The sequence below is a fragment of the Streptomyces sp. NPDC034086 genome (assembly GCF_055575515.1).
The window spans coordinates 163,155-188,616 of the sequence record NZ_JBVISM010000014.1 but is presented as its reverse complement, the minus strand read 5'-3'; the positions used below and the strand labels follow the sequence as shown (position 1 = coordinate 188,616).

The following is a 25,462-nucleotide window of genomic DNA, read 5'->3' as shown; positions in this document are numbered from 1 at the left end:
TTCCTCGCAGCACACGGTCACCCTCAACGCCGCGAACATCACCGGCATCCTGGGTGAGGGGGCCACGGTCGCGGACGCCAGGGAGTACGTCCACACCGCGCTGAGCACCAACAGCCGCGCCACCCTCGGCCACGCCAAGAACTACGCCGAACGCACCCGGAACAAGGACTGATCATGGCTGGGGACTACACCGAAACCCAGGTGATCGTGGTCGGCGCGGGCCCCGTCGGGCTGCTGCTCGCCGGGGAGCTGCGGCTGGCGGGGGCGGACGTGGTGGTCCTCGACAAGCTCACCGCGCCGACCACCGAATCCCGTGCCTCCACCCTGCACTCCCGGACCATGGAGATCCTCGCGACCCGGGGACTGCTCGACGGACTGGGCGACATCCCGAACGACGCCGCCGGCCACTTCGGGGGGATCCCCTTCGGCCTCGGCCTCCCCGGCCCCTACCCGGGCCAGTGGAAGGTGGCGCAGACCCGCCTGGAGGAAGTGCTCGGCCAGTGGGCCGCGGACCTGGGCGCGGAGATCAGGCGCGGCCACGAACTGACCGGGCTCACCGTCGCCGGAGACCTGGTCACCGCCGAGGTGCGCGGCCCCGACGGGACGGCCACGTCCGTCCGGGCCGCGTACGCCGTCGGCTGCGACGGCGAGAACAGCGCCGTACGCCGGCTGGGCGGCTTCGCGTTCCCGGGCGACGACGCCGGGCGCGAACTGCTGCGCGCGGACGTGGCGGGCATCGACATCCCCGGCCGCCGCTTCGAGCGGCTGGAGGGAGGCCTCGTCGTCTCCGCCCGGCGGCCCGACGGCGTGACCCGGGTGATGGTGCACGAGTTCGGCGCCGAACCCCGCCGGGGCCAGCCCTCCTTCGAAGAGGTCGCCGACACCTGGAAGCGCATCACGGGCGAGGACATCAGCGGCGGCACCCCGCTGTGGGTGAACTCCTTCGGGGACGCGTCCCGGCAGGCCACGAGCTACCGCCGGGGCCGGCTCCTGCTCGCCGGTGACGCGGCGCACCAGCAGATGCCGATCGGCGGCCAGGCCCTCAACCTCGGCCTCCAGGACGCCTTCAACCTCGGCTGGAAGCTGGGGGCCGTGGTGGCCGGGCACGGCCGCGACGCACTGCTCGACAGCTACCACGAGGAACGGCACGCCGTCGGACAGGCCGTCCAGAGCAACATCAGGACACAGGCGCTGCTGCTGCTCGGCGGCCCCGAGGTCGACGCGGTCCGCGAGGTCTTCGCGGAACTGACCGGCCACGAGGACGTACGCGCCCACCTGGCCGGGATGATCTCGGGCCTGGACGTCCGCTACCCGGCGGACACGGGCGGCACCCCGCTGCTCGGCAGGCGGATCCCGCAGGCCGACGCGGTGGGCGACGAGGGCCCGGCGACGACCTTCGAACTGCTGCGCCCCGGCCGCGGCCTGCTGCTCCTCCCGCCCGGTGACGAGCACCGCGGCAGGGAACTGCGGGCCGCCGCCGGGCCCTGGGCGGACCGGGTGCGCTTCGCCACCGCCGCCGCGGCGGACCCGGCGTCCGGAGTGGGAACCACGGCCCTGCTGGTCCGGCCCGACGGTCACGTCGTCTGGTCGGGCGACGCGCCGGACGGTGACGTCACGGCCGCCCTGGAGCGGTGGTTCGGCCCGGTGCCGTCCGGCACCCCGGAGCAGGCCGCTCCGCGCGGCCCGGTGCGGGCGCTGCGGTCGGTACCGGCACCGAGGGACCGGAGGAACGGCATGGACAGGCTCCTGGGAAGGACCGCCCTGGTCACCGGGTCGAGCCGGGGCATGGGCCGCGCGGCCGCGCTGCGCCTGGCGGAGGAGGGCGCGCTCGTCGCCGTCCACTACACCCGGGACGAGGCGGCCGCCCGCGAGGTCGTCGCCTCGGTCGAGAGGGACGGCGGCCGCGCCTTCGCGGTGCGCACCGAACTCGGCGTCCAAGGCGACGTGGACACGCTCTTCACCGCGCTGGAGGCCGACCTGCTGGAGCGCACCGGCAGCACCGACCTGAACATCCTGGTCAACAACGCCGGAGTGATGGGCGGCGTCGGGGCGGACGAGGTCACCCCGGAGCAGTTCGACCGGATCTTCGCGGTCAACGCGAAGGCGCCGTTCTTCCTGATCCAGCGGGCACTGCGGAACATGCCCGACGGCGGCCGGATCATCAACATCTCCTCCGGCCTGACCCGCTTCGCGAACCCGGACGAGATCGCGTACGCGATGAGCAAGGGCGCGCTCGAACAGCTCGCGCTGCACTTCGCGAAGGCGCTCGGGCCCCGGCGCATCACCATCAACTCGGTGGCCCCCGGGATCACCCGCAACGACAATCCGGTCTTCGGCATCCCCGAGGCCGTCGAACAGATGGCGTCGCTGTCCGCCTTCAACCGGATCGGCGAACCCGAGGACGTCGCCGACGTGGTGGCCTTCCTCGCCACCGACGAGGCCCGCTGGATCACCGGCTCCTTCGTCGACGCCACGGGCGGAACGCTGCTCGGCTGAGCCGTCCGCGAACCGCCCGGAACCCCCCTGGACCGCCGGCGCAACCCACGCCACGCCGGCGACGGGGCGGGCCGGCCGGGGAACCCTCCCCGGCCGGCCGCCCCTCACCCTCCTCCTCACCGAGCGGAACGCGCGCATGCTGACCTCGACGACAACCGCGCCGGGCGTCGAACGGCCCGGCGCCCGATGGGCCCTGGTGTCCGTACTCGCCGCGAACATGCTGGTCGACGCGCTGGAGGTGTCCGCGACCCTGGTGGCGCTGCCGGCCGTCGGCGCCGACCTCGGGCTCTCCGTCCCGCGGCTCCAGTGGATCGTCAGCGGCTTCGCCGCCGGCTTCGGCGGGCTGCTGCTCCTGGGCGGCCGCCTGGTCGAACGGCTCGGCCGCCGCGGGGTCTACCTGGCCGCGCTGTCCGTCTTCGCCGCCGCCTCGCTGGCCGGCGCCCTGACGGACAGTGCGACGCTGCTGACCGTCACCCGTGTGGTGAAGGGCTTCTGCGTCGCGCTGACCGCTCCCACCGGACTCGCCATCATCACCGCGGCCGTCCCGGAGGGCGCCGCCCGCCGCCGGGCCGTGTCCCTCTACTCCTTCTTCGGCGCCGCCGGCTTCTGCGCGGGGCTGCTGCTGTCGGGCCTGCTGACCGGGATCAGCTGGCGCTGGACCCTGGCCTTCCCGGCCCCCGTCGGCCTGCTGCTCCTGGCGGCCGGTCTGCGGCTGATTCCGCGCGACCGGCCCGCCGTGCGGCCGCGCGCGCCGGACTGGCACGCGCCGGCGGGCGGCCTCAGCCTGACCGGCGCGCTCCTGCTGCTCGCGTACGCGCTCGCGAACCTCGCCGGCCCCGGCCGCGAGCGGGCCCTCGCGGCGGCCGCCTTCACCGCGGCGCTGCTGCTCGGTGCCGTCTTCGTCACGGCCGAACGCCGGTCGCCGCGACCGCTGGTGCCCCCCGAACTGCTGCGGCACACGGCGCTGCTGCGCTCCGCGTTCGGCGCCGCCGCGCTCAACGGCTCGTACGTCGGCTTCCTCCTCATCGCCACCCTGCACCTCCAGGGGGCCGGCCGCAGCGCCTGGCAGACGGCGCTCGCCTTCCTGCCGGCCGCCGTCCCGCTCGCGCTGAGCGCGCTGTACTCCGGCCGGATCGCCGTCCGGCTGGGCCCGGCGCGAGCGGTCGCCGCCGGGGCGGTACTCGCCCCGGCCGGCTACGCGCTCTACCCGAGGGCGCCGGGCGCCGATCCGGGCGCCGCCGGTCTGCTGCCCGCCATGGTGTGCGTCGGCGCCGCCTTCGTCCTCGCCTTCACCGCCCTCCACCTCCAGGCGACGGGCTCGGTCCCGGCCGGGCTCCAGGGGGCGGCGGGAGGGCTCTACCAGACCTGCGTGCAGGCGGGCGCCGTGCTGACCACGGCGTCCGTCTCCGCGCTTTCCACCGTGGGCCGGGCTTCGGCGCTCTGGCTGGTCACCGCAGTCGGAGCGGCCGGGGCGTGCGTCGCGCTCGGCGGCCTCACCCGCTCGTCCCACGTCTCCTCACCACCAACCCGCTCATGAAAGGACCCACCATGTCGAAGGAACCCCTGCGGCTGGCCGTCGTCATCAGCAGCGTCCGCGAGGGCCGCTTCGGGCCGGTGCCCGGCCAGTGGTTCGCCGAGCAGGCCCGTCAGCGGGACGACCTCGTCGTCGACGTGATCGACCTGACGGAGCACGACCTGCCGGCCGCCCTGTCCCACGACCCCTCCCCGGAGACCGCCGAGGCGCTCGCCACGATCTCGCCGCGCCTCGAACAGGCCGACGCGTACGTGATCGTGACCCCGGAGTACAACCACAGCTACCCGGCCTCCCTCAAGCACCTCATCGACTGGCACTACACCCAGTGGCGCGCCAAGCCGGTCGGCTTCGTCTCCTACGGCGGTCTGGCGGGCGGCCTGCGGGCGGTCGAGCACCTGCGCCCGGTCTTCGCCGAACTGCACGCCGTCACCGTCCGCGACGGCATCAGCTTCCACTCGGCATGGGAGCAGTTCGGCGAGGACGGGCAGCCCAAGGAGCCGGAGGGACCGCAGAGCGCGGCCAAGGTCCTGCTCGACCAGCTCGTCTGGTGGGGCGCCACCCTCCGCGAGGGCCGCGCCAAGTCCCCCTACCAGGCCTGACACCCGGCGCGTAGGCCCCCGACCACGGGCGGACGGGGGAAGCCCCGTCCGCCCCGACCCGGAAAGCATCATGAACACACTTCACATGTCACAGACGTACGAGACAGACAACGGCCTCGTCCACATGACCCCGCCCGACATGGCGGTCCTGGCCACCGCCGGGCTGCACGAGCGCACCCGGATCCTCGAGCAGTACGTGCGCGAGGAGCTCGGCCGGATCCTCGGCATCGAGCCGCACCTGGTCGACACCACGGGCCGCCCCATGGGCTGCCTCGGGATCGGCTCGATCTCCGGTATCGAACTCCAGTACCGGATGGAGAACACGCTGGGCGTCGAGGTGAACCTCCAGCGGCTGCTGCTCGCCAACAGCGCCCAGGAGCTCATCGACTGCCTCGCGGGCCAGTTCGGTCCCGAGGCCCACCTGCACGGGGCAGCGGTGCCGGCATGAGCACTACGACCCTCCTGCCGGCCGTCCGCCCGGTCGTCAACCACCAGGGGCTCGACCGGCCCGACTTCACCCTCTCCGCCGACCGCGTCGACCTCTGGCTGATCCGCCGTCCCACCGGGCCGGACGCCGAGGCGCTCGCGATCGGCGAACTCGACGAGCAGGAGCGCAAGCGCACCGACTCCTTCATCCGCCGGTCCGACGGCCTGCTGTACGCCGCCGCCCACGTGGCGGTGCGCCGGCTGCTCGGACGGTACACGGCCACCCTGCCCCAGGACGTCCGCTTCATGCGCGAGCCCTGCCCGGGCTGCGGCGAGCCGCACGGCCGCCCCGCCCTGTCCCCGCCGCCCCCGCCGCTGCACTACTCCCTCTCGCACAGCGGGGGAGTGGCCATGGTCGGCGTCGGCACCACGCCGCTCGGCGTCGACGTCGAGAAACTCCCCGGCGCCGAGACGGTGGACATCTGCTCCAAGGCGCTGCACCCCGACGAGCAGATCGAGATAGCCGAGGCCGAGCAGGGCGAGGAGCGCCGGCAGCTGTTCGGCCAGATCTGGACGCGCAAGGAAGCGTTTCTCAAGGGGCTCGGTACAGGGTTGAGCCGATCGCCCGCCGAGGACTACCTCGGCACCGACCACGGCCGCCACCCGGACGGCTGGACCATGGTCGGCGTTCCGGCCGACTCCACCCACGCCGCCGCGGTGGCGGTGGCGGGGCCGGCTCCCAAGGTGGTCGACGTCAGGTGGGTGCCCGACACCTGGCTGGCCGCGGGCAACACCGTGTGCGGCGCCGCCGCCCCCGGACCGCACCACACGGTCCTCGCCAGTTGAACCGCAAGTAAGGACGTGACCGGATGACCACCGCCTTCGTCTTCCCCGGCCAGGGCTCCGAACGCGCCGGCATGGGCAAGGAGCTGCTCGCCCTGCGGCCCGACCTCGCCGACACCTACTACCGCACCGCCGACGACCTGCTCGGGTTCCCGCTGACCCGGCTCTGCCTGGACGGGTCCCCCCGGGACCTGGAGGACCCGGCGGTGGCGCAGCCGGCGATCTTCCTGACGAGCCTGGCCGTACTGGAGGTGCTGCGCGGCGAGGGCCTGCGGCCGGACGCCGTGGCCGGGCACAGCCTGGGCGAGTACGCGGCCCTGGTGGCCGCCGGCGTCCTGGAGTGGACCGAGGCGCTGTGGCTGGTCCGGCTCCGCAGCGAGCTCGTCGCGACGGTCGGGGACCGCGTCGGCAGCGCCACGGCGGCGGTCATCGGCCTGGCCCGTACGGACCTGGCGCGGATGTGCGCCGAAGCCCGGGCGGCCACCGGCCAGGTGGTCGAGGTGGCGGGGGACAACGAGCCCCGCCAGACCGTGGTGTCCGGCCAGGCCCGGGCGGTGGCCCACGCCGCCGACGCCGCCCGGGCGGCCGGGGCCCGGGTGGAGTGGCTGCGCACCGGCGGCCCGTTCCACTCCAGCCTGCTGGGCGAGGCCGAGGCGGAGTTCACCGAGACGCTCATCGCGACGGAGTTCCGCGATCCGGCCGTGCCGCTGGTGTCCGGCGTCACCGGCGGGTGGGTGACCTCGGCCGCCGACGCCGTCGTCGCCCTGCGCGGCCAGCTCACCAGCCCGGTGCGGTGGACCGAGGCGGTCGGGACGCTCGCGGCCTCCGGCGCCGACCGGTTCGTGGAGGTGGGACCGGGCCGCGTGCTCGGCGGGCTGGTCCAGCGGATCCTGCCGGGCGTCCGGGTCCACTCCACGGACACCGCGGACCGGCTGGCCGGAGCCGTGCACGCCTTCACCGGCACCGCAGTCTGACCATCGACCCCCACAGAAAGGGTGCACGACATGCCCCGAGCGGAGGACACGATCCGGTCCCGGATCGACGAACTCAACGGGATCAAGGAGTCCGCGCGCACCGGTGACCAGGGCGCGACCGAACGCCAGCACGCCAAGGGCAAACTGACCGCGCACGAGCGGATCGCGCTCCTGCTGGACAAGGGGTCCTTCACCGAGGTGGAGCCCCTGCGCCGGCACCGGGCGACCGGTTTCGGACTGGAGGCGAAGAAGCCCTACAGCGACGGTGTCGTCACCGGCTGGGGCACGGTCGAGGGCCGGACCGTCTTCGTCTACGCGCACGACTTCCGCATCTTCGGCGGCGCGCTCGGCGAGGCCCACGCCAGCAAGATCCACAAGGTGATGGACATGGCCGAGGCGGCCGGCGCCCCGCTGGTCTCCCTCAACGACGGCGCGGGCGCCCGTATCCAGGAGGGCGTCTCCGCCCTCGCCGGCTACGGCGGCATCTTCCAGCGCAACACGAAGGCCTCCGGGGTCATCCCGCAGATCTCCGTGATGCTCGGCCCGTGCGCCGGCGGAGCCGCGTACTCCCCGGCCCTGACGGACTTCGTCTTCATGGTCCGCGAGACCTCGCAGATGTTCATCACCGGACCCGACGTGGTCAAGGCCGTCACCGGTGAGGAGATCAGCCAGAACGGGCTGGGCGGCGCGGACGTCCACTCCGCCACCTCGGGCGTCGCGCACTTCGCGTACGACGACGAGGAGACCTGCATCGCCGAGGTCCGCTACCTGCTGGCGCTGCTGCCCTCCAACAACCGGGAGCTGGCCCCCGTGGAGCGCTCCGGCGACCCGGCCGACCGGCTCAACGAGGCGCTGCTCGACCTGGTGCCCCTCCAGCCCGGGCAGGCGTACGACATCCGCAAGGTCATCGAGGAGGTCGTGGACGACGGGGACCACTTCGAGGTGCACCCGGCCTGGGCGCCCAACCTGGTCTGTTCCCTGGCCCGCCTCGACGGGCACGTGGTGGGCATCGTCGCGAACAACCCGGCGGCCATGGCGGGAGTCCTGGACATCGAGGCCTCCGAGAAGGGCGCGCGGTTCGTCCAGTTCTGCGACGCCTTCAACATCCCCCTGGTCACGCTGGTCGACGTGCCCGGCTTCCTGCCGGGTGTCGACCAGGAGCACAACGGCATCATCCGGCGCGGGGCCAAGCTGCTGTACGCGTACTGCAACGCGACCGTCCCGCGCATCTCGCTGGTGCTGCGCAAGGCCTACGGGGGCGCGTACATCGTCATGGACTCCCGCTCGATCGGCGCCGACCTGGCGCTGGCCTGGCCCACCAACGAGATCGCCGTCATGGGCGCCGAGGGCGCGGCCAACGTGGTCTTCCGGCGCGAGATCGCCGCCGCCGAGGACCCCGAGGCCGTACGGGCGCAGCGGATCGCGGAGTACAAGGACGAGCTGATGCACCCGTACTACGCGGCCGAGCGCGGCCTGATCGACGACGTGATCGACCCCCGCGACACCCGCTCGGTGCTGATCCGCTCCCTGGACATGCTCCGCGCCAAGCACGCCGACCTGCCCGCCCGCAAGCACGGGAACCCGCCGCAGTGAGCACCGGCGGCGGCGCCCCGCGAGACGAGGAGAGTCCTGTGGAGACCCCGGAGCCCGGTCACCTCATCCGCGTGGTGAAGGGAAAGCCCGACGCCGAGGAACTGGCGGCGCTGACCGCCGTCGTACTCGCCCGTGCGGCGGCGTACGAGGGCGAGCACGGCGGCACGGCCGGGGGCGGGCCCGTCCTCGCGGGCTGGAGGCGTCCCGAGCGCATGCGCGGCTTCCTCGGTCCGCGCACCTGGCGCGACAACTCCGCCGAGGCGCGGTCCGCCTGACGGCGTCCGCTTCCTCCCACCTCCCACCCTCTTTCCTTCTTTCCAAGGAGAAACGACATGTCGGACCTCGTCCTCGGACGGACGCCCTTCGAGGAGGCGGTATGAGGCTGCTGGTCACCGGCGGCGCCGGTTTCATCGGCTCGCACTTCGTGCGGACCGTCCTCGGCGGCGGATACCCGGGCCACGAGGAGGACCGGGTCACCGTCCTCGACAAGCTCACCTACGCGGGCAACCGGGAGAACCTCCCGGCCGCCCACCCCCGGCTGGACTTCGTCCGCGGCGACATCTGCGACGGGGCACTGCTGCGCGAGCTGCTGCCCGGCCACGACGCGGTGGTGCACTTCGCGGCCGAGTCGCACGTCGACCGCTCCGTCCACTCGGCGGCCGAGTTCGTCCGCACCAACGTCGGCGGTACCCAGGCCCTGCTGGACGCCGCCCTGGCCACCGGGGTCGGGCGCGTGGTCCACGTCTCCACCGACGAGGTCTACGGCTCCATAGCCGAGGGCGCCTGGACCGAGGAGTGGCCGCTCCAGCCCAACTCCCCGTACGCCGCGTCCAAGGCCTCCTCCGACCTCATCGCGCGCTCCTACTGGCGCACGCACGGGCTCGACGTCTCCATCACCCGCTGCTCCAACAACTACGGGCCCTACCAGCACCCCGAGAAGCTGATCCCGCTCTTCGTCACCAACCTGCTGGAGGGCCGGCAGGTACCGCTGTACGGCGACGGGCGCAACATCCGGGAGTGGCTGCACGTCGACGACCACTGCCGGGCCATCGCCCTGGTCCTGGACCGGGGCCGGGCCGGCGAGGTCTACAACATCGGCGGCGGCAACGAACAGACCAACCTGCACATCACCGAGCGGCTGCTCGCCCTGTGCGGCGCCGACGCCTCCGCGGTGCGCCGGGTGGCCGACCGCAAGGGCCACGACCTGCGCTACGCCCTCGACGAGACCAAGATCCGCGAGGAGCTGGGGTACGCGCCGCGCGTCCCCTTCGAGCAGGGTCTCGCCGACACCGTCGCCTGGTACCGCGACAACCCCGGCTGGTGGAAGTCCGTCAAGCACCGCACCGACAACCCCGGCCCCGAGGGCCGTGAAGGGATCCCGTCATGAACGTCCACAAGGGACTCATCCTCGATGAGACCGCGAAGTTCCACCAGGACACCCAGAACGACGGGCCCTTCGTTCCCGGCACCACGGAGATCTGGCCCGCCGGCGCGGTCCTCGACGAGCGCGACCGCGCCGCCCTGGTCGAGGCGGCCCTGGAGATGCGGATCGCCGCCGGACCCAGCTCGCGCAGGTTCGAATCGCGGTTCGCCCGCAAGCTGGGGCACCGCAAGGCCCATCTGACCAACTCCGGCTCCTCCGCGAACCTGCTGGCCATGACGGCCTTCACCTCGCACCTGCTGGAGGACCGGCGCCTCCGGCGCGGCGACGAGGTCATCACGGTCGCGGCGGGCTTCCCCACCACCGTCAACCCGATCATCCAGAACGGCCTCGTGCCCGTCTTCGTCGACGTCGAACTGGGCACCTACAACACCACCGCCGACCGGGTGGCGGCCGCCATCGGCCCCAAGACCCGCGCCATCATGATCGCCCACGCCCTCGGCAACCCCTTCGAGGTCGCCGAGATCGCGCAGCTCGCCCAGGAGCACGACCTGTTCCTGATCGAGGACAACTGCGATGCCGTCGGCTCCACCTACGACGGGCAGCTCACGGGCACCTTCGGCGACATCACCACGGTCAGCTTCTACCCGGCCCACCACCTCACCATGGGCGAGGGCGGCTGCGTCCTGACCTCCAACCTGGCGCTCGCGCGGATCGTGGAATCGCTGCGCGACTGGGGCCGGGACTGCTGGTGCGAGCCGGGCGAGACCAACAAGTGCCTCAAGCGCTTCAAGTACCAGATGGGCACCCTCCCCGAGGGCTACGACCACAAGTACATCTTCTCCCACGTGGGCTACAACCTGAAGGCGACCGACATCCAGGCGGCCCTGGGCCTGACCCAGCTCGACAAGCTCGACGACTTCTGCGACGCCCGCCGCCGCAACTGGCGCCGGCTGCGCGACGGCCTCGAGGGCGTACCGCACCTGATCCTGCCGGAGGCCACCCCGCGCAGCGACCCGAGCTGGTTCGGGTTCGCGATCACCGTGGACCCCGGGGCGCCCTACACCCGCGCCGCCCTCGTGGACTTCCTGGAGGACCGCAAGATCGGCACGCGGCGGCTGTTCGCCGGGAACCTGACCCGGCACCCGGCGTACATCGACCAGCCGCACCGCATCGTCGGCGACCTCACCAACAGTGACATCATCACCGACCAGACCTTCTGGATCGGGGTGTACCCGGCGCTGACCGACGAGATGCTCGACTACGTCATCGCGTCCGTCAAGGAGTTCGTGGGAGGCCGCTCGTGACGGCTCCCACCGTCTCCCCCGCCGCCGTGCTGCGGCCCCGCCGCGACGCCGAACTCCCCTCCCGCTTCGCCCGGTCGGCCGCCGCCTGCACCGGCCTGGTGCGCAACACCGCGGACGTCCACGCCTGGCTGGAGGAACGCCGCCGGGCACACCGCTTCCGGGTGGACCGCATCCCCTTCGCGGAACTGGACGGCTGGTCCTTCGACCCGCGCACGGGCAACCTGGGGCACCGCAGCGGGAAGTTCTTCACCGTCGAGGGCCTGCGGGTGGCCACCTCCACCGACGGCCTCGAGCAGCGGTGGCACCAGCCGATCATCCGCCAGCCCGAGGTCGGCATCCTCGGCATCCTGGTCAAGGAGTTCGACGGCGTCCTGCACTTCCTGATGCAGGCCAAGATGGAGCCCGGCAACCGCAACCTGCTCCAGGTGTCGCCGACCGTGCAGGCCACCCGCAGCAACTACACCAAGGCCCACAAGGGCGCCGACGTGCGCTACGTCGAGTACTTCACCGATCCCCGCCGCGGCCGGGTCCTCGCCGACGTCCTCCAGTCCGAGCACGGCTCGTGGTTCTTCCGCAAGAGCAACCGCAACATGCTGGTCGAGGCCCTCGGAGACGTACCGGAGCACGACGACTTCCGCTGGCTCACCCTCGGCCAGATCGGTGAGCTGCTGCTCCAGGGCAACGTCATCAACATGGACGCCCGGACCGTGCTGGCCTGCGCCCCCTTCCCCGACCCCGAGGGCGTCAGCCTGCACTCCGACACCGCGCTGCGGTCCTGGTTCACCGCCGAACGCGCCCGCCACGACGTCAGCGCCGAACGCGTCCCGCTCGCCGGCCTGCCCGGCTGGGTGCGGGGCGAGCACTCCATCGACCACGAGGAGGGACGCTACTTCGGCGTCGTCGCGGTCGGCGTGCACGCGGGCAGCCGCGAGGTCGCCAGCTGGACGCAGCCGCTCTTCGAACCCAGGGGCGAGGGCGTCACCGCGTTCCTCACCCGCAGGATCGGCGGGGTCCCGCACCTGCTCGTCCACGCCCGCGTCGAGGGCGGCTTCCTCGACACGGTGGAGCTCGGGCCCACGGTGCAGTACACCCCCTCCAACTACGCGCACCTGCCGCCGGCCGAGCGGCCCCGCTTCCTCGACCTGGTCCTCGGCGCCGACCCGGCACGGATCCGCTACGAGGCACTGCACTCCGAGGAGGGCGGCCGGTTCCTGAACGCCGAGAGCCGCTACCTGTTCGTCGACACCGACGAGGACCAGGCCCCGCTCGAGGCGCCGCCGGGCTACCTGTGGGCCACCACCGGTCAGCTCACCGCCCTGCTGCGCCACAACCACTACCTCAACGTGCAGGCGCGCACTCTGCTCTCCTGCCTGACCTCGGGAGCGGTGCGCCTCTGATGGACCCCGTCCGCATCGGCGTGCTCGGCTGTGCCGACATCGCCCGCCGCCGGATGCTGCCCGCTCTGCGCGCGGCCCCGGGCGCCCGGCTCGTCGCGGTCGCCAGCCGCGACGCCGCCAAGGCCCGTGCCACGGCCGCGGAGGCCGGCTGCGAGGCCGTCACCGGCTACGCGGCCCTGCTGGAGCGGGACGACATCGACGCCGTGTACGTCCCGCTCCCGGCCGCCCTGCACGCCGCGTGGGTGGAGGCGGCGCTGCGCGCGGGCAAGCACGTCCTCGCGGAGAAGCCCCTCACCACCGACCTCGCCTCCACCCGGCGGCTCATGGCCCTGGCCGAGGGCACCGGGCGGGTGCTGAGGGAGAACGTCATGTTCGTCCACCACTCCCAGCACGCCGCGGTACGCACGCTCGTGGCCGACGGGGCGATCGGCGACCTGCGCTCCTTCCGGGCGGAGTTCTCCATCCCCCGGCTGCCCGACTCCGACATCCGCTACGACGCCGCGCTGGGCGGCGGCGCCCTGTGGGACACCGGCGTCTACCCCGTCCGCGCGGCCCTGCACTTCCTCGGGGACCGCCTCGAGGCCGAGGCCGCCGTACTGGTCCGGGGCGGTCCCGGCCGTGGCGTCGACACCAGCGGGACGGCGCTGCTGCGCACCCCCGAAGGGGTCTGCGCGCAGCTCGCCTTCGGCCTGGACCACGGCTACCGCTCCGCCTACGAGATCACCGGGAGCGAAGGGCGGCTCACCGTCGACCGGGCCTTCACCCCGCCCGCCGGCCACCCGCCCCTGGTCCGGCTCGAACGCCGCACGGGCGCCGAGGAGATCGTCCTCGCCGCCGACGACCAGGTGCTGGCCGCCGTCACCGCGTTCACCGCCGCCGTCCGCTCGGGCACGGCGGCCCCGGACGGCCCGGCCCTGCGCCAGGCGGAGCTGGTGGAGGCGGTCCGCGTCGGCGCCCGCGTGCTCTGAACGCACCAGCGGTGGGGCGCCGGGTCCGCCCGGCGCCCCACACCCATGAAGTCCGCCATCTGGAGAGGCCATGCCTTCGACCCATGACGACATCGCGGCCCTGCGCGACCAGATCCAGGTCCTGCGCGACCGTGCCGAACTGCGCGAACTGTTCGACCGCTACATCACGGCCCTCGACACCCACGACGGAACCGGCGGGGACGGGACCGACTTCGCCGCGCTCTTCACCGAGGACGCCACCTTCGCCTTCCCGATCGGCGTCTGCGCGGGCGTCGAGGCCTTCACCGCCTTCCAGCGCGAGGCCCGGCAGCGGTGGGCGCGTACGCACCACCTGAGCGCCAACCACTCCGTGGTGCTCGACGGCGACCGGGCCACCCTGCGGGCCCAGCAGCTCACCACCCACGTCCACCACGGGGCGGACGGTCCCGAGGCCCGCTTCGACGTCGGCGGCCACTCCGAGGCCCGCGCCGTACGCACGGAGGCCGGCTGGCGGCTGGAGCACGTCGCGTTCCACGTCGTATGGGACTCAGGGGTGCGCCTGCCCGAGCTCACCGGAGTCCGGCTGTGAGCGTCCGATGAACGCGGTGCAGATCGCCGGCTACTGGGTCCCCGCGCGGGACCCCGTACGCGAACACGCACACGAGTCGCTGCGGCTCCCCACCCCGGCCCTGGCCACGCTGCTGCGCCGCCGGGCCGTCTGGGCCCTCGCCGTCGCCCGGAGACGGGCCGCGCGCCACGGCCGCTGAGCCCGTCCCTACCCAGGAGAGAACCCGCATGCTCGCCTCACCGTCCCCCGGCCCGCCTCCCGTCCGCCCCGTCGTCCTCGAGGCGGACGGGATCCCGCTGTCCGGGCTGCTCGCCCTGCCCGCGCGGCCGGTGCCCCGGGCCCTCGTGGTGGCCCTGCACGGCGCGGGGATGAGCGCCGGTTACTTCGACAGCCGGGCCCGGCCCGGGCTCTCGCTGCTGGAGCTGGGCGCCTCGCTGGGCCATGCCGTACTCGCCCTGGACCGGCCCGGGTACGGGGCCTCGGCGGCCGTCCTGCCCGAGGGACAGGACCTCGCCGGGCAGACGGCGACCCTGCTCGCCGCCCTGGAGGGCTTCGCCCGCCGGAACGAGCTGGGCGCGGGCTGCTTCCTGGTGGCCCACTCGAACGGCGGCCGGCTCGCGCTGTCGGCCGCGGCCGCCGCGGCGGGCGACATCGCCCCGTTCGGCGTGGACGTCTCCGGCATCGGCCGGCGCTTCGCCGTCGAGCCCTGGCGCCTGCCGGGAGCGGACCTGCCGGGCGAATGGCGCCGGCACTGGGGGGCGCTGAGGTTCTACCCGCCGGACGCCTTCCGGCTCGGGCAGGGGCTGCTGCGGCCGGTGCCCGTCCGGGAGGCGCGGGAGACGCTCGAATGGCCGGAAATGTACCCCGCCGTGGTGGCCGGAGTACGGGTGCCCGTGCGCTTCACGTTCGCCGAACAGGAACTGTGGTGGAGGCATGACGGGGAGGCGCTGGAGGAACTGCTGACTCCGCTGGTGGCGGCCTCCACAGAGGTGGCCCGGCAGCCCCATGCTGGGCACAACATCAGTCTGGGCTGGGCCGCCCGCTCCTACCACCTGCGGGTCCTGTCCCACCTGGAGGAATGCCTGCTCGCCCGCGGCGTGACGATTGGCCGGACCGTGACGCCGCCTGACCGGGACCTGAAGAAGGTTGACGCATACGTGACATAGGGCCCGTTGACCCACGGACCGCGACCTACGAGCCTTTTGATGAGCATCCAGAGATGACCGGCGAAACCTTTCATACGGGACACCTCCGCACGGTTCCCGGCGGGCTTCGACCCATCTGCCTCATCCCGAAAAAAGGAACGCGCATGAGTGACGTGAAGGACCTGGTGCAGGTCGCCGGCATCATCGACGCCGAGGAGGCCAAGCTCCTGGCCGAGGAAGGCTGCGACTGGTTCGGCTTCCCGCTCCGCCTTCCGTCGGGCAAGGACGACATCTCCGAGGCCGCGGCCACGGAGATCATCGCGGGCCTGACCGCTCCTCAGGAAGGCGTCCTCATCAGCTACATGACGGACGCCGACGAGATCAGCGCGTTCACCACGCAGCTCGGCGTCAAGGCCGTCCAGCTCCACGGCGACGTCGAGCCGGAGCAGCTGCGCAAGCTGAAGGCCGACCGCCCGGACCTGTACGTCCTCAAGAGCCTGGTCGTGAAGGAGGACAACGCCGAGGAGCTCCTCCAGCTCGTCGACGAGGTCGCGGACGTGGTGGACATGTTCATCACCGACACCTTCAACCCGGCGACCGGCGCCAAGGGCGCCACCGGTCTGACCCACGACTGGAACGTCAGCGCCGAACTCGTGCGCCGTTCGCCGAAGCCCCTCATGATGGCCGGCGGCCTGAACGCGGACAACGTCGCCGACGCCATCCGCTTCGTCAAGCCCGCCGCCGTCGACGCCCACACCGGCCTCGAAGGTCCCGACGGGCGCAAGGACCGCGCGAAGGTGGCGAAGTTCGTCGCGGAGTCGCGCAAGGCCTTCGCCGAGATCGCAGGCTCCTGACCTCGGCACCCGACCCCACGGTTGCGGTAACCGGGCCCCCTGGGCCCCGGACCGGCCGCAGCCCGTCTCCACGACCGACGAGGAACAGGTTTCTCATGGCGACCGGCCACCACAACGTCCACCCGCTGCCGCAGACCAACCAGCTCCGGGCCATGCACACGATCATCCGTGACCGCAGTGCGTCCCGCGCGGACTTCGTGTTCTACTCCCGGCGCATCATCCGCCTCCTGATCGAATCGGCGCTCGACCGGCTGCCGTTCGACCGGCACGATGCCGTCACGCCGGTCGGTGAGACGTACGACGGACTCAAGTTCGGCACCAAACTGTGCGCCGTACCCGTGATCCGGGCCGGTGACTCGATGCTCGACGAGCTGCGCCAGGTCATCCCCGACATCACCGTCGGCAAGGTGCTCATCCAGCGGAACAAGGTCACCAAGCTCCCGCACCTCTACTACAAGAACTTCCCCGACGACATCGCCGACCGGCACGTCCTCGCCCTGGAGCCGATGCTCGCCACCGGCGGCAGCGCCAACGCGGCCATCGACGTCCTCCTGGAGGCCGGCGTGCGCGAGGAGCACATCGTGTTCGTCAACCTCCTCGCGGCGCCCGAGGGCATAGCGGCGGTCCACGCCAAGCACCCGGCCGTCACCATCGTCACCTCGTCCATCGAGGAACGCCTCAACGAGAACGCTTTCATGATCCCGGGCATCGGCGACTTCGGCGACCGCTACTTCGGCACGACCGACTCGGCAGCGGCCTGATGAGGAGCAGCCGAACGCTCGCGGACTCCGCGCTCACCGCGCTCGCCCCGGCGGTCTGGGGGTCCACGTACCTGGTGACCACGGAGTTACTGCCCGAGGGCAGGCCCCTGCTGGCCTCGCTGCTCCGTGCCCTGCCCGCCGGCCTCATCCTGGTGGCCATCGGCCGGACGCTGCCGAAGGGCATCTGGTGGTGGCGCGCCCTGGTGCTCGGCGTGCTGAACATCGGCGCCTTCTTCTACCTGCTCTTCGTGGCCGCCTACAACCTGCCGGGCGGCGTCGCGGCGCTGGTGATGGCCATCCAGCCGATGATCGTGCTGCTGCTCGGCGCCGTCCTGCTCAAGGAGAGGATCAGGCGGATCCACCTGGCCGCCTGCGCCCTGGGCACGGCCGGTGTGGCGCTGCTCGTCATCCAGCCGAACGCCGGGCTCAACGCCACCGGTGTCGTCGCGGGTCTCCTCGGCGCGCTCAGCATGGCCTCCGGCATCGTGCTCACCAAGCGCTGGGGACGCCCCGAAGGGGTGGGCCTGCTGCCCTTCACGGGCTGGCAGCTCACCGTCGGCGGCCTGGTCCTGCTGCCGGTCGCGCTGATCGGCGAGGGCCTGCCCGCCGAGATCACCGCCGAGAACCTCTGGGGCTTCGCCTACCTGGGCATCATCGGGGCCCTGGTCGCCTACGCGATCTGGTTCCGCGGTGTGCAGCGGCTGCCCGCGCTGGCGGTGTCCTTCCTGAGCTTCGCCTCGCCCCTGACGGCCACCCTCCTCGGCTACTTCGTCCTCGACCAGGCGCTCTCGCCGCTCCAGATCGTCGGAGCGCTGACGGTGGTCGCCTCGGTGGTCCTGGCCCAGCCGAAGACGGGCAGGAAGGAACCCGGGCAGCCGGAGCCGGCCCGAGAGACCCCGCGGGAATCCGTCAGCACGTAACGCGACGGATCACCGCCCACGACTCCCCGCCCGGCCCTGCCCCCCGGGAGCAGGGCGGGGAGCGGTGGTGGCACACCGCGGCCTCCCCCGTCCGCGGTGTGCCACCCACCCACCAGACACCCAGACCGTGAGAGGACCGAGTCCGTGCCCCACGTCCACATCAGGCACTACCCGAGGGACTTCACGGCCGAACAGCTGAGGGCGATCGACGAGGCGGTGACCGCCGCCGTGACACGGACCTTCGCCACCGGCGAGGACACCGTCTCCATCTCCCTGGAGCCGGTGGCACCCGAGGACTGGGACGCCCAGGTCCTCACCGAGATGGCGGCCCGCCGCGACCTCCTGGTCAGGCGGCCCGGCTACTGGAACGAGAGTTGAGAGACATCCCGATGAGCGCGAGCAGCGGCGTCCCCGTCGTCTACACCGAGGAGGTCCGAGAGGCCCTCCACGAGGGCAAGGCCGTCGTCGCCCTCGAGAGCAACGTCATCACCCACGGCCTGCCCTACCCGGACAACGCCGCCACCGCCCGCAAGGTGGAGGACGCCGTACGGTCCGGGGGCGCCGTGCCCGCGACGATCTGCATCGAGGCCGGCGAGATCCGCGTCGGCATGTCGGACGCCGACATCGAGCGGTTCGCCTCCCTGCCGGGCATCCCCAAGGTGTCCAGCCGGGACCTGCCCGTCGTCCTGGCGCAGGGCGGTCCGGGAGCCACCACCGTGGCCTCCTCGGTCGTGGCGGCCGAGCTCGCGGGGATCCCGTTCTTCTCGTCCGCCGGCATCGGCGGCGTGCACCGGGGCGCCCAGGAGACCTGGGACGTGTCCTCGGACCTGATCCAGTTCACCCGCTCCAAGGTCGCCGTCGTCTGCGCGGGCGCCAAGATGATCCTCGACCTGGGCCTGACCCTGGAGTACCTGGAGACGCAGTGCGTCCCCGTCGTCGCCTACCGCTCGGACGACTTCCCCGCGTTCTACTGCCGTACGAGCGGCCACAAGGCCCCCCACCGCCTGGACGACGAGCGGGTCATCGCCCGTGCGATCGAGGCCCACTGGGCCCTCGGCAACAACAGCTCCTTCCTGATCACCACCCCGGTCAGGGAGGAGGACGCCATCGACTCCGCCGAGGTGGACACGGCCATCCGCGCCGCCGTCGCCGAGGCCGCCCGGGACGGCGTCTCGGGCCAGGCCATCACCAAGTACCTGATGCGGGCGGTCGACGCCGCCACGGACGGCCGCTCCGCCAGGGCCAACATGGCCGTCCTCGCCTCCTGCGCCGAGGCGGCCGGCCGCCTGGCCGTCGCGCACTCCGCCCACCTCGCGGAGCTCGCCGGCCGCTGAGCGCACACGAACCGCCCCCGCACCACGCGTTGACCTCAGTCTGGAGAGACACACACATGTCCGAGAAGCTGTTCGAGCCGGTCACTCTGGGGAAGCTGGCCCTGAGCAACCGAGTGGTCATGGCGCCCATGTCCCGCAACCGGGCCACCGGCGAGGGTCTGGCCACCGAACTGATGGCCACCTACTACGGTCAGCGCGCGGGGGCCGGCCTGATCATCACCGAGGGCATCCAGCCGTCGGTCACCGGCCAGGGCTTCGGCAACAGCCCGGGCCTGCACACCCCCGAGCAGGCCGCTTCCTGGAAGCCGGTCACCGGGGCCGTGCACGCCCGCGGCGGACTGATCGTCGCGCAGCTCATGCACTGCGGCCGCATCGGCCACCCCTCCCTGTACCCGAGCGGCCACCGGTCGGTCGCCCCGTCCGCCGTCACCGCGGCCGGCCAGGCCTACGGCCCCGAGGGGCCGCTGGACTACCCGGAGCCGCGCGCCCTGACGACCGGGGAGATCGCCGGGATCGTCGAGGAGTTCGCGGACTCCGCCGCGCTCGCGATCGAGGCGGGCTTCGACGGGGTGGAGATCCACGCGGGCAACGGCTTCCTGCTGCACCAGTTCCTCGCGGAGAACACCAACCGGCGCACCGACGCGTACGGCGGCTCCGTCGAGAACCGCGTCCGCTTCCCGGCCGAGGTGATCGGGGCGGTCTGCGAGCGCATCGGCGCCGACCGCGTCGGCGTGCGAATCTCGCCCTCGAACCCGTACAACGACATCGAGGAGGGCGACACCCGCGCCGTCTACGAGGCGCTCCTCGCGGCCCTGCCGCCCCTCGCCTTCCTGCACGTCCTCGAGGGCGGCAACCGCGACCACGTCGCGGACCTGCGCGCACGGTGGAGCGGCGCGGTCGTCCTGTGCCCCCACCCGGAGAACGGCGTCGTCGTCAACGCCCGGATCGCCACCGAGGCCGTGGAGGCCGGCCTGGCCGACGCCGTCGCCTTCGGCGCGTCCTTCATCGCCAACCCGGACCTGCCCGAGCGCATCCGCACGGGCGCCCCGCTGGCCGAGGCCGACCAGAGCACGTTCTACGGCGGCGACCACACCGGCTACACCGACTACCCGACGCTCGAAGGGGCCGGCGCCGCGTGAGCTCCCGACAGATGCTGCTCTTCTCGGGGCGCGCACACCCCGAGCTGGCCGAGGCCGTCGCGGCCGAGCTGGGCACGACCCTGGTCCCGACGAAGGCGGTCGACTTCGCCAACGGCGAGATCTACATCCGCTACCACGCCTCCGTGCGCGGCGCGGACTGCTTCGTGATCCAGAGCCACACGGCCCCGGTCAACAAGTCCATCATGGAACAGCTCATCATGGTCGACGCGTTGAAGCGGGCCTCGGCCCGCAGCATCACGGTGATCCTGCCGTTCTACGGATACGCGCGCCAGGACCGCAAGCACAGCGGCCGGGAACCCATCTCGGCCCGCCTGGTGGCGGACCTGCTCAGGACCGCCGGAGCGGACCGGATCCTGACGGTCGACCTGCACGCCGACCAGATCCAGGGCTTCTTCGACGGTCCGGTGGACCACCTGTTCGCCATGCCGGTCCTCGCGGACCACATCGGCTCCAAGGTGGACCGGGACGACCTCACCGTCGTCTCGCCCGACGCCGGCCGCGTGCGCGTGGCCGACGGCTGGTGCGACCGCCTCGGCGCTCCGCTGGCCATCGTCCACAAGCGGCGGGACAAGGACGTGGCCCACCAGGTCACGGCCCACGAGGTGGTCGGCGAGGTCCGCGACCGCGTCTGCGTCCTGGTCGACGACATGATCGACACCGGCGGCACGATCTGCGCCGCCGCCGACGCCCTGTTCGCGCAGGGCGCCCGGGACGTCATCGTGGCGGCCACGCACGGGGTCCTCTCGGGCCCCGCCGCGGACCGCCTGAAGAACTCGCGCGTCAGCGAGTTCGTCTTCACCGACACCCTTCCGGTGCCCGCGGCACTCGGCATCGACAAGGTGACCGTCCTTCCGATCGCCCCGCTCATCGCGGGCGCCACGAGGGAGGTGTTCGACAACGGGTCAGTAACCCGGCTCCTGCGGAGCCGGTGATCGCCCGGACGGGCGGCCCGGGGAGGGCCCGTCCGTCCGTAGGGGGAGGCGGCCGCACGCACCGCGCCGTTCCGGTCTTTCCGGGTGGTGAGGCTTTGCCCTTGCGCCCCTCAGTTCTTCGGTTTCATCCGGCCGAGCAGTCGTCTCGGCCACTGACGCCGCACCGCTTGCGCGGTGCCCGCCCCGCGCGGACACCGCCCCCATGCCGGCGGTGAGGCGTCGTCCACCGGGCTCGCTGCCTCGCGGAGCCCGGCCTGCGGGGGCGGCCGACGCGCCCGCTGCTCCACAAACGGAACTTAAGGAAGCGGGAAATGACTCTTCAGGAGACCAGCGTGCTCGAGCCCACCCTGCGCGGCACCACCACCTTGCCCGGCCTGCTCGCGGAGCGCGTGGCCGAGCACCCCGACGCGGTCGCCGTCGCCTACCGGGAGGAGAAGCTCACCTTCCGTGAGCTGGCCTCCCGGAGCTCGGCCCTGGCCGAGTACCTGAGACACCTCGGTGTCTCCACGGACGACTGCGTCGGCCTCTTCGTCGAGCCTTCCATCGACCTGATGGTGGGTGCGTGGGGCATCCTCGGCGCCGGAGCCGCCTACCTGCCGCTGTCCCCGGAGTACCCCGAGGACCGGCTCCGCTACATGATCGAGAACAGCCAGGCGAAGATCATCCTGGCGCAGCAGCGCCTGGTGTCCCGCCTGCGCGAGCTGGCCCCGCAGGACGTCCGGGTCGTCACCCTGCGCGAGTCCGAGGCGTTCGTCCTCCCGGAGGGCCACGAGCTCCCGGCCGCCGAGGGCGCCCGGCCGGACTCCCTCGCGTACGTCATCTACACCTCCGGCAGCACGGGCAAGCCCAAGGGCGTGATGATCGAGCACGGCAGCATCGTCAGCCAGCTCGGCTGGCTGCGCGAGACCTACGCGATCGACCGCAGCAAGGTCGTGCTCCAGAAGACCCCGATGAGCTTCGACGCCGCCCAGTGGGAGATCCTCTCCCCGGCCAACGGCGCCACCGTCGTCATGGGCGCCCCGGGCGTCTACGCCGACCCCGAGGGCCTCATCGAGACCATCGTCAAGCACGGCGTGACCACCCTCCAGTGCGTCCCGACGCTGCTCCAGGGCCTGCTCGACACCGAGAAGTTCGGCGAGTGCGTCTCCCTCCAGCAGATCTTCAGCGGTGGCGAGGCCCTCTCCCGCCTGCTGGCGATCCAGACCACGCAGGAGATGCCGGGCCGGGCGCTGATCAACGTCTACGGCCCGACCGAGACCACCATCAACTCCTCCTCCTTCGTGGTGGACCCCGCCGACCTGGAAGAGGGACCGCAGTCCATCTCCATCGGCCGCCCGGTGCACGGCACCACGTACCACATCCTCGACAAGGAGACCCTGAAGCCGGTCGGCGTCGGGGAGATCGGCGAGCTGTACATCGGCGGCGTGCAGCTGGCGCGCGGCTACCTGCACCGCCCCGACCTGACCGCCGAGCGCTTCCTCGAGATCCAGCTCGAGGAGGGCGCCGCGCCCACCCGCCTGTACAAGACGGGCGACCTGGGCCAGTGGAACCCGGACGGCACCGTGCAGTTCGCCGGCCGCGCCGACAACCAGGTCAAGCTGCGCGGCTACCGCGTCGAGCTGGACGAGATATCCCTGGCGATCGAGAACCACGACTGGGTCCGCAACGCCGCCGTCATCGTCAAGAACGACGGCCGCACCGGCTTCCAGAACCTGATCGCCTGCGTCGAGCTGAGCGAGAAGGAAGCCGCCCTGATGGACCAGGGCAACCACGGCTCCCACCACGCGTCGAAGAAGAGCAAGCTCCAGGTCAAGGCGCAGCTGTCCAACCCGGGCCTGCGCGACGACGCCGAGCTGGCCGCCCGCCCGGCCTTCGACCTGGAGGGCGCCGCGCCCACCCCCGAGCAGCGCGCCCGGGTCTTCGCCCGCAAGACGTACCGCTTCTACGAGGGCGGCGCCGTCACCCAGGACGACCTGCTGAAGCTGCTCGGCGCCAAGGTCACCGCGGCCTACTCCCGCAAGGCGGCCGATCTGGCGCCGGCCGAACTGGGCCAGATCCTGCGCTGGTTCGGCCAGTACGTCAGCGAGGAGCGGCTGCTCCCGAAGTACGGCTACGCCTCCCCGGGCGCGCTGTACGCGACGCAGATGTACTTCGAGCTGGAGGGCGTCGGCGGGCTGCGGCCCGGCTACTACTACTACCAGCCGGTCCGTCACCAGCTCGTGCTGATCAGCGAGAAGGCCCCCACCGGCAAGCCGACCGCGCACATCCACTTCATCGGCAAGAAGAGCGGCATCGAGCCGGTCTACAAGAACAACATCCAGGAAGTCCTGGAGATCGAGACCGGCCACATCGTCGGCCTCTTCGAGCAGGTCCTGCCGGCCTACGGCCTGGACATCCAGGACCGCGCCTACGAGCCGGCCGTCCGCGAGCTGCTCGACGTCGCCGACGAGGACTACTACCTGGGCACCTTCGAGCTCGTCCCGAACGCGGGCGAGCGCGAGGACCACGCCGAGGTCTACGTCCAGACGCACGGCGGCAAGGTCGCCGGCCTGCCCGAGGGCCAGTACCGCTACGAGAACGGCGCGCTGAGCCGTTTCTCCGACGACATCGTCCTCAAGAAGCACGTCATCGCGATCAACCAGTCGGTGTACCAGGCCGCCAGCTTCGGCATCAGCGTCTACAGCCGGGCGCCCGAGGAGTGGCTGCACTACATCACCCTGGGCAAGAAGCTCCAGCACCTGATGATGAACGGGCTGAACCTGGGCTTCATGTCCTCCGGTTACAGCTCCAAGACGGGCAACCCGCTGCCGGCCTCGCGCCGCATGGACGCCGTCCTCGCCGAGAACGGCGTCGAGGGCGGGCCGATGTACTTCTTCGTCGGCGGCCGCGTCAGCGACGAGCAGCTCGGCCACGAGGGCATGCGCGAGGACAGCGTCCACATGCGCGGTCCGGCGGAGCTGATCCGCGACGACCTCGTCAGCTTCCTGCCCGACTACATGATCCCCAACCGGGTCGTGGTCTTCGAGCGGCTGCCGCTGTCGGCCAACGGCAAGATCGACGTCAAGGCGCTGGCCGTCTCCGACCAGGTCAACGCCGAGCTGGTGGAGCGTCCCTTCGTCGCCCCGCGCACCGAGACCGAGAAGGAGATCGCGGAGATCTGGGGCAAGGCCCTGCGCCGCGAGAGCGTCTCCGTCCAGGACGACTTCTTCGAGTCCGGCGGCAACTCGCTGATCGCCGTCGGCCTGGTCCGCGAACTCAACTCGCGCCTGGGCGTCTCCCTGCCGCTGCAGACCGTCCTGGAGTCCCCGACGGTCGAGAAGCTCGCGCGCCGCCTGGAGCGCGAGGTCGCCCAGGAGTCCTCGCGCCTGGTGCGCCTGCACGCGGAGACCGGCAAGCAGAAGCCGGTGCTGTGCTGGCCGGGCCTGGGCGGCTACCCGATGAACCTGCGCACCCTGGCCGGCGAGATCGGTCTCGGCCGCTCGTTCTACGGCGTCCAGTCGTACGGCATCAACGAGGGCGAGACCCCGTACGAGACCATCGTCGAGATGGCCAAGGCGGACATCGAGGCCATCAAGGAGCTCCAGCCGACCGGCCCCTACACCCTGTGGGGCTACTCCTTCGGCGCGCGCGTGGCCTTCGAGACGGCCTACCAGCTGGAGCAGGCGGGCGAGAAGGTCGACAACCTCTTCCTGATCGCCCCGGGGTCGCCGAAGGTGCGCGCCGAGAACGGCAAGGTGTGGGGCCGCGAGGCGTCCTTCGCCAACCGCGCCTACACGACCATCCTCTTCTCGGTGTTCACCGGCACCATCTCCGGCCCGGACCTGGAGAAGTGCCTGGAGACCGTGACGGACGAGGCGTCCTTCGCCGAGTTCATCAGCGAGCTCAAGGGCATCGACGTCGACCTCGCCAAGCGGATCATCTCGGTCGTGGGCCAGACCTACGAATTCGAGTACTCGTTCCGCGAGCTGGCCGAGCGCACCCTCCAGGCGCCGATCAGCATCTTCAAGGCCGAGGGTGACGACTACTCGTTCCTCGAGAACAGCAGCGGCTACTCGGCCGAGCCGCCGACGGTCATCGACCTCGACGCCGACCACTACAGCCTGCTGCGCGAGGACATCGGCGAGCTGGTCAAGCACATCCGGTACCTGCTCGGCGAGTAGGAACGGGTAAGCGCGGAAAACAGGTAGTCCGCACCTAGGCGGCCGCCCTGCCGGATTTCTCCGGCAGGGCGGCCGCTTTTTTGTATTCCTGACGCAGGTTCCCCGAACAGGGGGAAAGGCAGCGCAATTCT

23 protein-coding genes and 1 pseudogene are annotated in these 25,462 nt (G+C 72.0%); all 24 read left to right on the top strand.

Annotated features, from left to right (window positions below; translation table 11 throughout):
• A pseudogene (locus ACZ514_RS26545) lies at window positions 1–172 on the top strand (cyclase); the annotation flags it as partial.
• 2 nt (window positions 173–174) lie between these two features.
• A complete protein-coding gene (locus tag ACZ514_RS26540) occupies window positions 175–2,496 on the top strand; it encodes an SDR family oxidoreductase (protein WP_469125844.1) in 2,322 nt (773 codons plus the stop codon).
• 136 nt (window positions 2,497–2,632) lie between these two features.
• A complete protein-coding gene (locus tag ACZ514_RS26535; protein WP_469125843.1) occupies window positions 2,633–4,033 on the top strand; it encodes an MFS transporter in 1,401 nt (466 codons plus the stop codon).
• A gap of 11 nt (window positions 4,034–4,044) precedes the next feature.
• Window positions 4,045–4,629 (top strand): NADPH-dependent FMN reductase, encoded by a 585-nt coding sequence (locus ACZ514_RS26530; protein WP_468175512.1) that lies wholly within the window; start codon window positions 4,045–4,047, stop codon window positions 4,627–4,629.
• Between the two features lie 85 nt (window positions 4,630–4,714).
• Window positions 4,715–5,077 (top strand): acyl carrier protein, encoded by a 363-nt coding sequence (locus tag ACZ514_RS26525; RefSeq protein ID WP_469125842.1) that lies wholly within the window; start codon window positions 4,715–4,717, stop codon window positions 5,075–5,077.
• On the top strand, window positions 5,074–5,901 hold the full coding sequence (locus ACZ514_RS26520) for a 4'-phosphopantetheinyl transferase family protein (RefSeq protein ID WP_468175506.1): 828 nt from the start codon (window positions 5,074–5,076) through the stop codon (window positions 5,899–5,901). The genes ACZ514_RS26525 and ACZ514_RS26520 overlap by 4 nt, the downstream gene beginning before the upstream one ends.
• Before the next feature lie 23 nt (window positions 5,902–5,924).
• Entirely contained in the window at window positions 5,925–6,872 is a 948-nt protein-coding gene (locus tag ACZ514_RS26515; RefSeq protein WP_468175503.1) for an ACP S-malonyltransferase, read from the top strand.
• Between the two features lie 30 nt (window positions 6,873–6,902).
• On the top strand, window positions 6,903–8,465 hold the full coding sequence (locus ACZ514_RS26510) for an acyl-CoA carboxylase subunit beta (protein WP_468175500.1): 1,563 nt from the start codon (window positions 6,903–6,905) through the stop codon (window positions 8,463–8,465).
• 38 nt (window positions 8,466–8,503) lie between these two features.
• Window positions 8,504–8,740: an acyl-CoA carboxylase subunit epsilon gene (locus ACZ514_RS26505; RefSeq protein ID WP_468175497.1), complete on the top strand. Its 237-nt coding sequence runs from the start codon at window positions 8,504–8,506 to the stop codon at window positions 8,738–8,740.
• 101 nt (window positions 8,741–8,841) lie between these two features.
• Window positions 8,842–9,852 (top strand): dTDP-glucose 4,6-dehydratase, encoded by a 1,011-nt coding sequence (rfbB, locus tag ACZ514_RS26500; protein ID WP_468175494.1) that lies wholly within the window; start codon window positions 8,842–8,844, stop codon window positions 9,850–9,852.
• Window positions 9,849–11,153: a lipopolysaccharide biosynthesis protein RfbH gene (rfbH, locus tag ACZ514_RS26495; protein ID WP_468175491.1), complete on the top strand. Its 1,305-nt coding sequence runs from the start codon at window positions 9,849–9,851 to the stop codon at window positions 11,151–11,153. The genes rfbB and rfbH overlap by 4 nt, the downstream gene beginning before the upstream one ends.
• The gene (locus ACZ514_RS26490) at window positions 11,150–12,550 is read left to right on the top strand and encodes an NDP-hexose 2,3-dehydratase family protein (RefSeq protein ID WP_468699802.1); all 1,401 of its coding nucleotides are present in this window, start codon (window positions 11,150–11,152) and stop codon (window positions 12,548–12,550) included. Before rfbH ends, ACZ514_RS26490 begins: the two co-directional genes overlap by 4 nt.
• Window positions 12,550–13,518: a Gfo/Idh/MocA family protein gene (locus ACZ514_RS26485; protein ID WP_468175485.1), complete on the top strand. Its 969-nt coding sequence runs from the start codon at window positions 12,550–12,552 to the stop codon at window positions 13,516–13,518. The genes ACZ514_RS26490 and ACZ514_RS26485 overlap by 1 nt, the downstream gene beginning before the upstream one ends.
• Window positions 13,519–13,588: 70 nt before the next feature.
• On the top strand, window positions 13,589–14,086 hold the full coding sequence (locus ACZ514_RS26480; RefSeq protein ID WP_468175482.1) for a nuclear transport factor 2 family protein: 498 nt from the start codon (window positions 13,589–13,591) through the stop codon (window positions 14,084–14,086).
• Between the two features lie 7 nt (window positions 14,087–14,093).
• Window positions 14,094–14,264, top strand: a complete 171-nt coding sequence (locus ACZ514_RS26475; RefSeq protein ID WP_469125841.1) for a hypothetical protein — start codon at window positions 14,094–14,096, stop codon at window positions 14,262–14,264.
• A 28-nt stretch (window positions 14,265–14,292) separates the two neighbouring features.
• Entirely contained in the window at window positions 14,293–15,231 is a 939-nt protein-coding gene (locus ACZ514_RS26470) for an alpha/beta hydrolase (protein WP_469125840.1), read from the top strand.
• Between the two features lie 143 nt (window positions 15,232–15,374).
• Window positions 15,375–16,064 (top strand): phosphoribosylanthranilate isomerase, encoded by a 690-nt coding sequence (locus ACZ514_RS26465; RefSeq protein WP_467896619.1) that lies wholly within the window; start codon window positions 15,375–15,377, stop codon window positions 16,062–16,064.
• Window positions 16,065–16,159: 95 nt separating this feature from the next.
• Window positions 16,160–16,825 (top strand): uracil phosphoribosyltransferase, encoded by a 666-nt coding sequence (upp, locus tag ACZ514_RS26460; RefSeq protein WP_468175476.1) that lies wholly within the window; start codon window positions 16,160–16,162, stop codon window positions 16,823–16,825.
• Window positions 16,825–17,745 (top strand): EamA family transporter, encoded by a 921-nt coding sequence (locus tag ACZ514_RS26455; RefSeq protein WP_468175473.1) that lies wholly within the window; start codon window positions 16,825–16,827, stop codon window positions 17,743–17,745. The genes upp and ACZ514_RS26455 overlap by 1 nt, the downstream gene beginning before the upstream one ends.
• Before the next feature lie 144 nt (window positions 17,746–17,889).
• On the top strand, window positions 17,890–18,123 hold the full coding sequence (locus ACZ514_RS26450; RefSeq protein ID WP_468175470.1) for a tautomerase family protein: 234 nt from the start codon (window positions 17,890–17,892) through the stop codon (window positions 18,121–18,123).
• A gap of 11 nt (window positions 18,124–18,134) precedes the next feature.
• Entirely contained in the window at window positions 18,135–19,079 is a 945-nt protein-coding gene (locus ACZ514_RS26445) for a pseudouridine-5'-phosphate glycosidase (protein ID WP_468175467.1), read from the top strand.
• A gap of 56 nt (window positions 19,080–19,135) precedes the next feature.
• A complete protein-coding gene (locus ACZ514_RS26440; RefSeq protein ID WP_469125839.1) occupies window positions 19,136–20,218 on the top strand; it encodes an alkene reductase in 1,083 nt (360 codons plus the stop codon).
• 11 nt (window positions 20,219–20,229) lie between these two features.
• Window positions 20,230–21,171 carry a ribose-phosphate diphosphokinase gene (locus tag ACZ514_RS26435; protein ID WP_469125848.1) on the top strand — a complete coding sequence of 314 codons (942 nt, stop codon included), beginning with the start codon at window positions 20,230–20,232 and terminating at the stop codon, window positions 21,169–21,171.
• Between the two features lie 311 nt (window positions 21,172–21,482).
• Window positions 21,483–25,331 (top strand): amino acid adenylation domain-containing protein, encoded by a 3,849-nt coding sequence (locus tag ACZ514_RS26430; RefSeq protein WP_468175460.1) that lies wholly within the window; start codon window positions 21,483–21,485, stop codon window positions 25,329–25,331.
• The last annotated feature ends 131 nt before the right edge of the window (window positions 25,332–25,462 follow it).

What these genes read in the sequence shown, in the direction of transcription:
- ACZ514_RS26540 (WP_469125844.1), top strand. Translation starts at nt 175, where the DNA reads ATGGCTGGGGACTACACCGAAACCCAGGTGATCGTGGTCGGCGCGGGC.
- ACZ514_RS26535 (WP_469125843.1), top strand. Translation starts at nt 2,633, where the DNA reads ATGCTGACCTCGACGACAACCGCGCCGGGCGTCGAACGGCCCGGCGCC.
- ACZ514_RS26530 (WP_468175512.1), top strand. Translation starts at nt 4,045, where the DNA reads ATGTCGAAGGAACCCCTGCGGCTGGCCGTCGTCATCAGCAGCGTCCGC.
- ACZ514_RS26525 (WP_469125842.1), top strand. Translation starts at nt 4,715, where the DNA reads ATGTCACAGACGTACGAGACAGACAACGGCCTCGTCCACATGACCCCG.
- ACZ514_RS26520 (WP_468175506.1), top strand. Translation starts at nt 5,074, where the DNA reads ATGAGCACTACGACCCTCCTGCCGGCCGTCCGCCCGGTCGTCAACCAC.
- ACZ514_RS26515 (WP_468175503.1), top strand. Translation starts at nt 5,925, where the DNA reads ATGACCACCGCCTTCGTCTTCCCCGGCCAGGGCTCCGAACGCGCCGGC.
- ACZ514_RS26510 (WP_468175500.1), top strand. Translation starts at nt 6,903, where the DNA reads ATGCCCCGAGCGGAGGACACGATCCGGTCCCGGATCGACGAACTCAAC.
- rfbB (WP_468175494.1), top strand. Translation starts at nt 8,842, where the DNA reads ATGAGGCTGCTGGTCACCGGCGGCGCCGGTTTCATCGGCTCGCACTTC.
- rfbH (WP_468175491.1), top strand. Translation starts at nt 9,849, where the DNA reads ATGAACGTCCACAAGGGACTCATCCTCGATGAGACCGCGAAGTTCCAC.
- ACZ514_RS26485 (WP_468175485.1), top strand. Translation starts at nt 12,550, where the DNA reads ATGGACCCCGTCCGCATCGGCGTGCTCGGCTGTGCCGACATCGCCCGC.
- ACZ514_RS26480 (WP_468175482.1), top strand. Translation starts at nt 13,589, where the DNA reads ATGCCTTCGACCCATGACGACATCGCGGCCCTGCGCGACCAGATCCAG.
- ACZ514_RS26475 (WP_469125841.1), top strand. Translation starts at nt 14,094, where the DNA reads ATGAACGCGGTGCAGATCGCCGGCTACTGGGTCCCCGCGCGGGACCCC.
- ACZ514_RS26470 (WP_469125840.1), top strand. Translation starts at nt 14,293, where the DNA reads ATGCTCGCCTCACCGTCCCCCGGCCCGCCTCCCGTCCGCCCCGTCGTC.
- ACZ514_RS26465 (WP_467896619.1), top strand. Translation starts at nt 15,375, where the DNA reads ATGAGTGACGTGAAGGACCTGGTGCAGGTCGCCGGCATCATCGACGCC.
- upp (WP_468175476.1), top strand. Translation starts at nt 16,160, where the DNA reads ATGGCGACCGGCCACCACAACGTCCACCCGCTGCCGCAGACCAACCAG.
- ACZ514_RS26455 (WP_468175473.1), top strand. Translation starts at nt 16,825, where the DNA reads ATGAGGAGCAGCCGAACGCTCGCGGACTCCGCGCTCACCGCGCTCGCC.
- ACZ514_RS26445 (WP_468175467.1), top strand. Translation starts at nt 18,135, where the DNA reads ATGAGCGCGAGCAGCGGCGTCCCCGTCGTCTACACCGAGGAGGTCCGA.
- ACZ514_RS26440 (WP_469125839.1), top strand. Translation starts at nt 19,136, where the DNA reads ATGTCCGAGAAGCTGTTCGAGCCGGTCACTCTGGGGAAGCTGGCCCTG.
- ACZ514_RS26435 (WP_469125848.1), top strand. Translation starts at nt 20,230, where the DNA reads ATGCTGCTCTTCTCGGGGCGCGCACACCCCGAGCTGGCCGAGGCCGTC.
- ACZ514_RS26430 (WP_468175460.1), top strand. Translation starts at nt 21,483, where the DNA reads ATGACTCTTCAGGAGACCAGCGTGCTCGAGCCCACCCTGCGCGGCACC.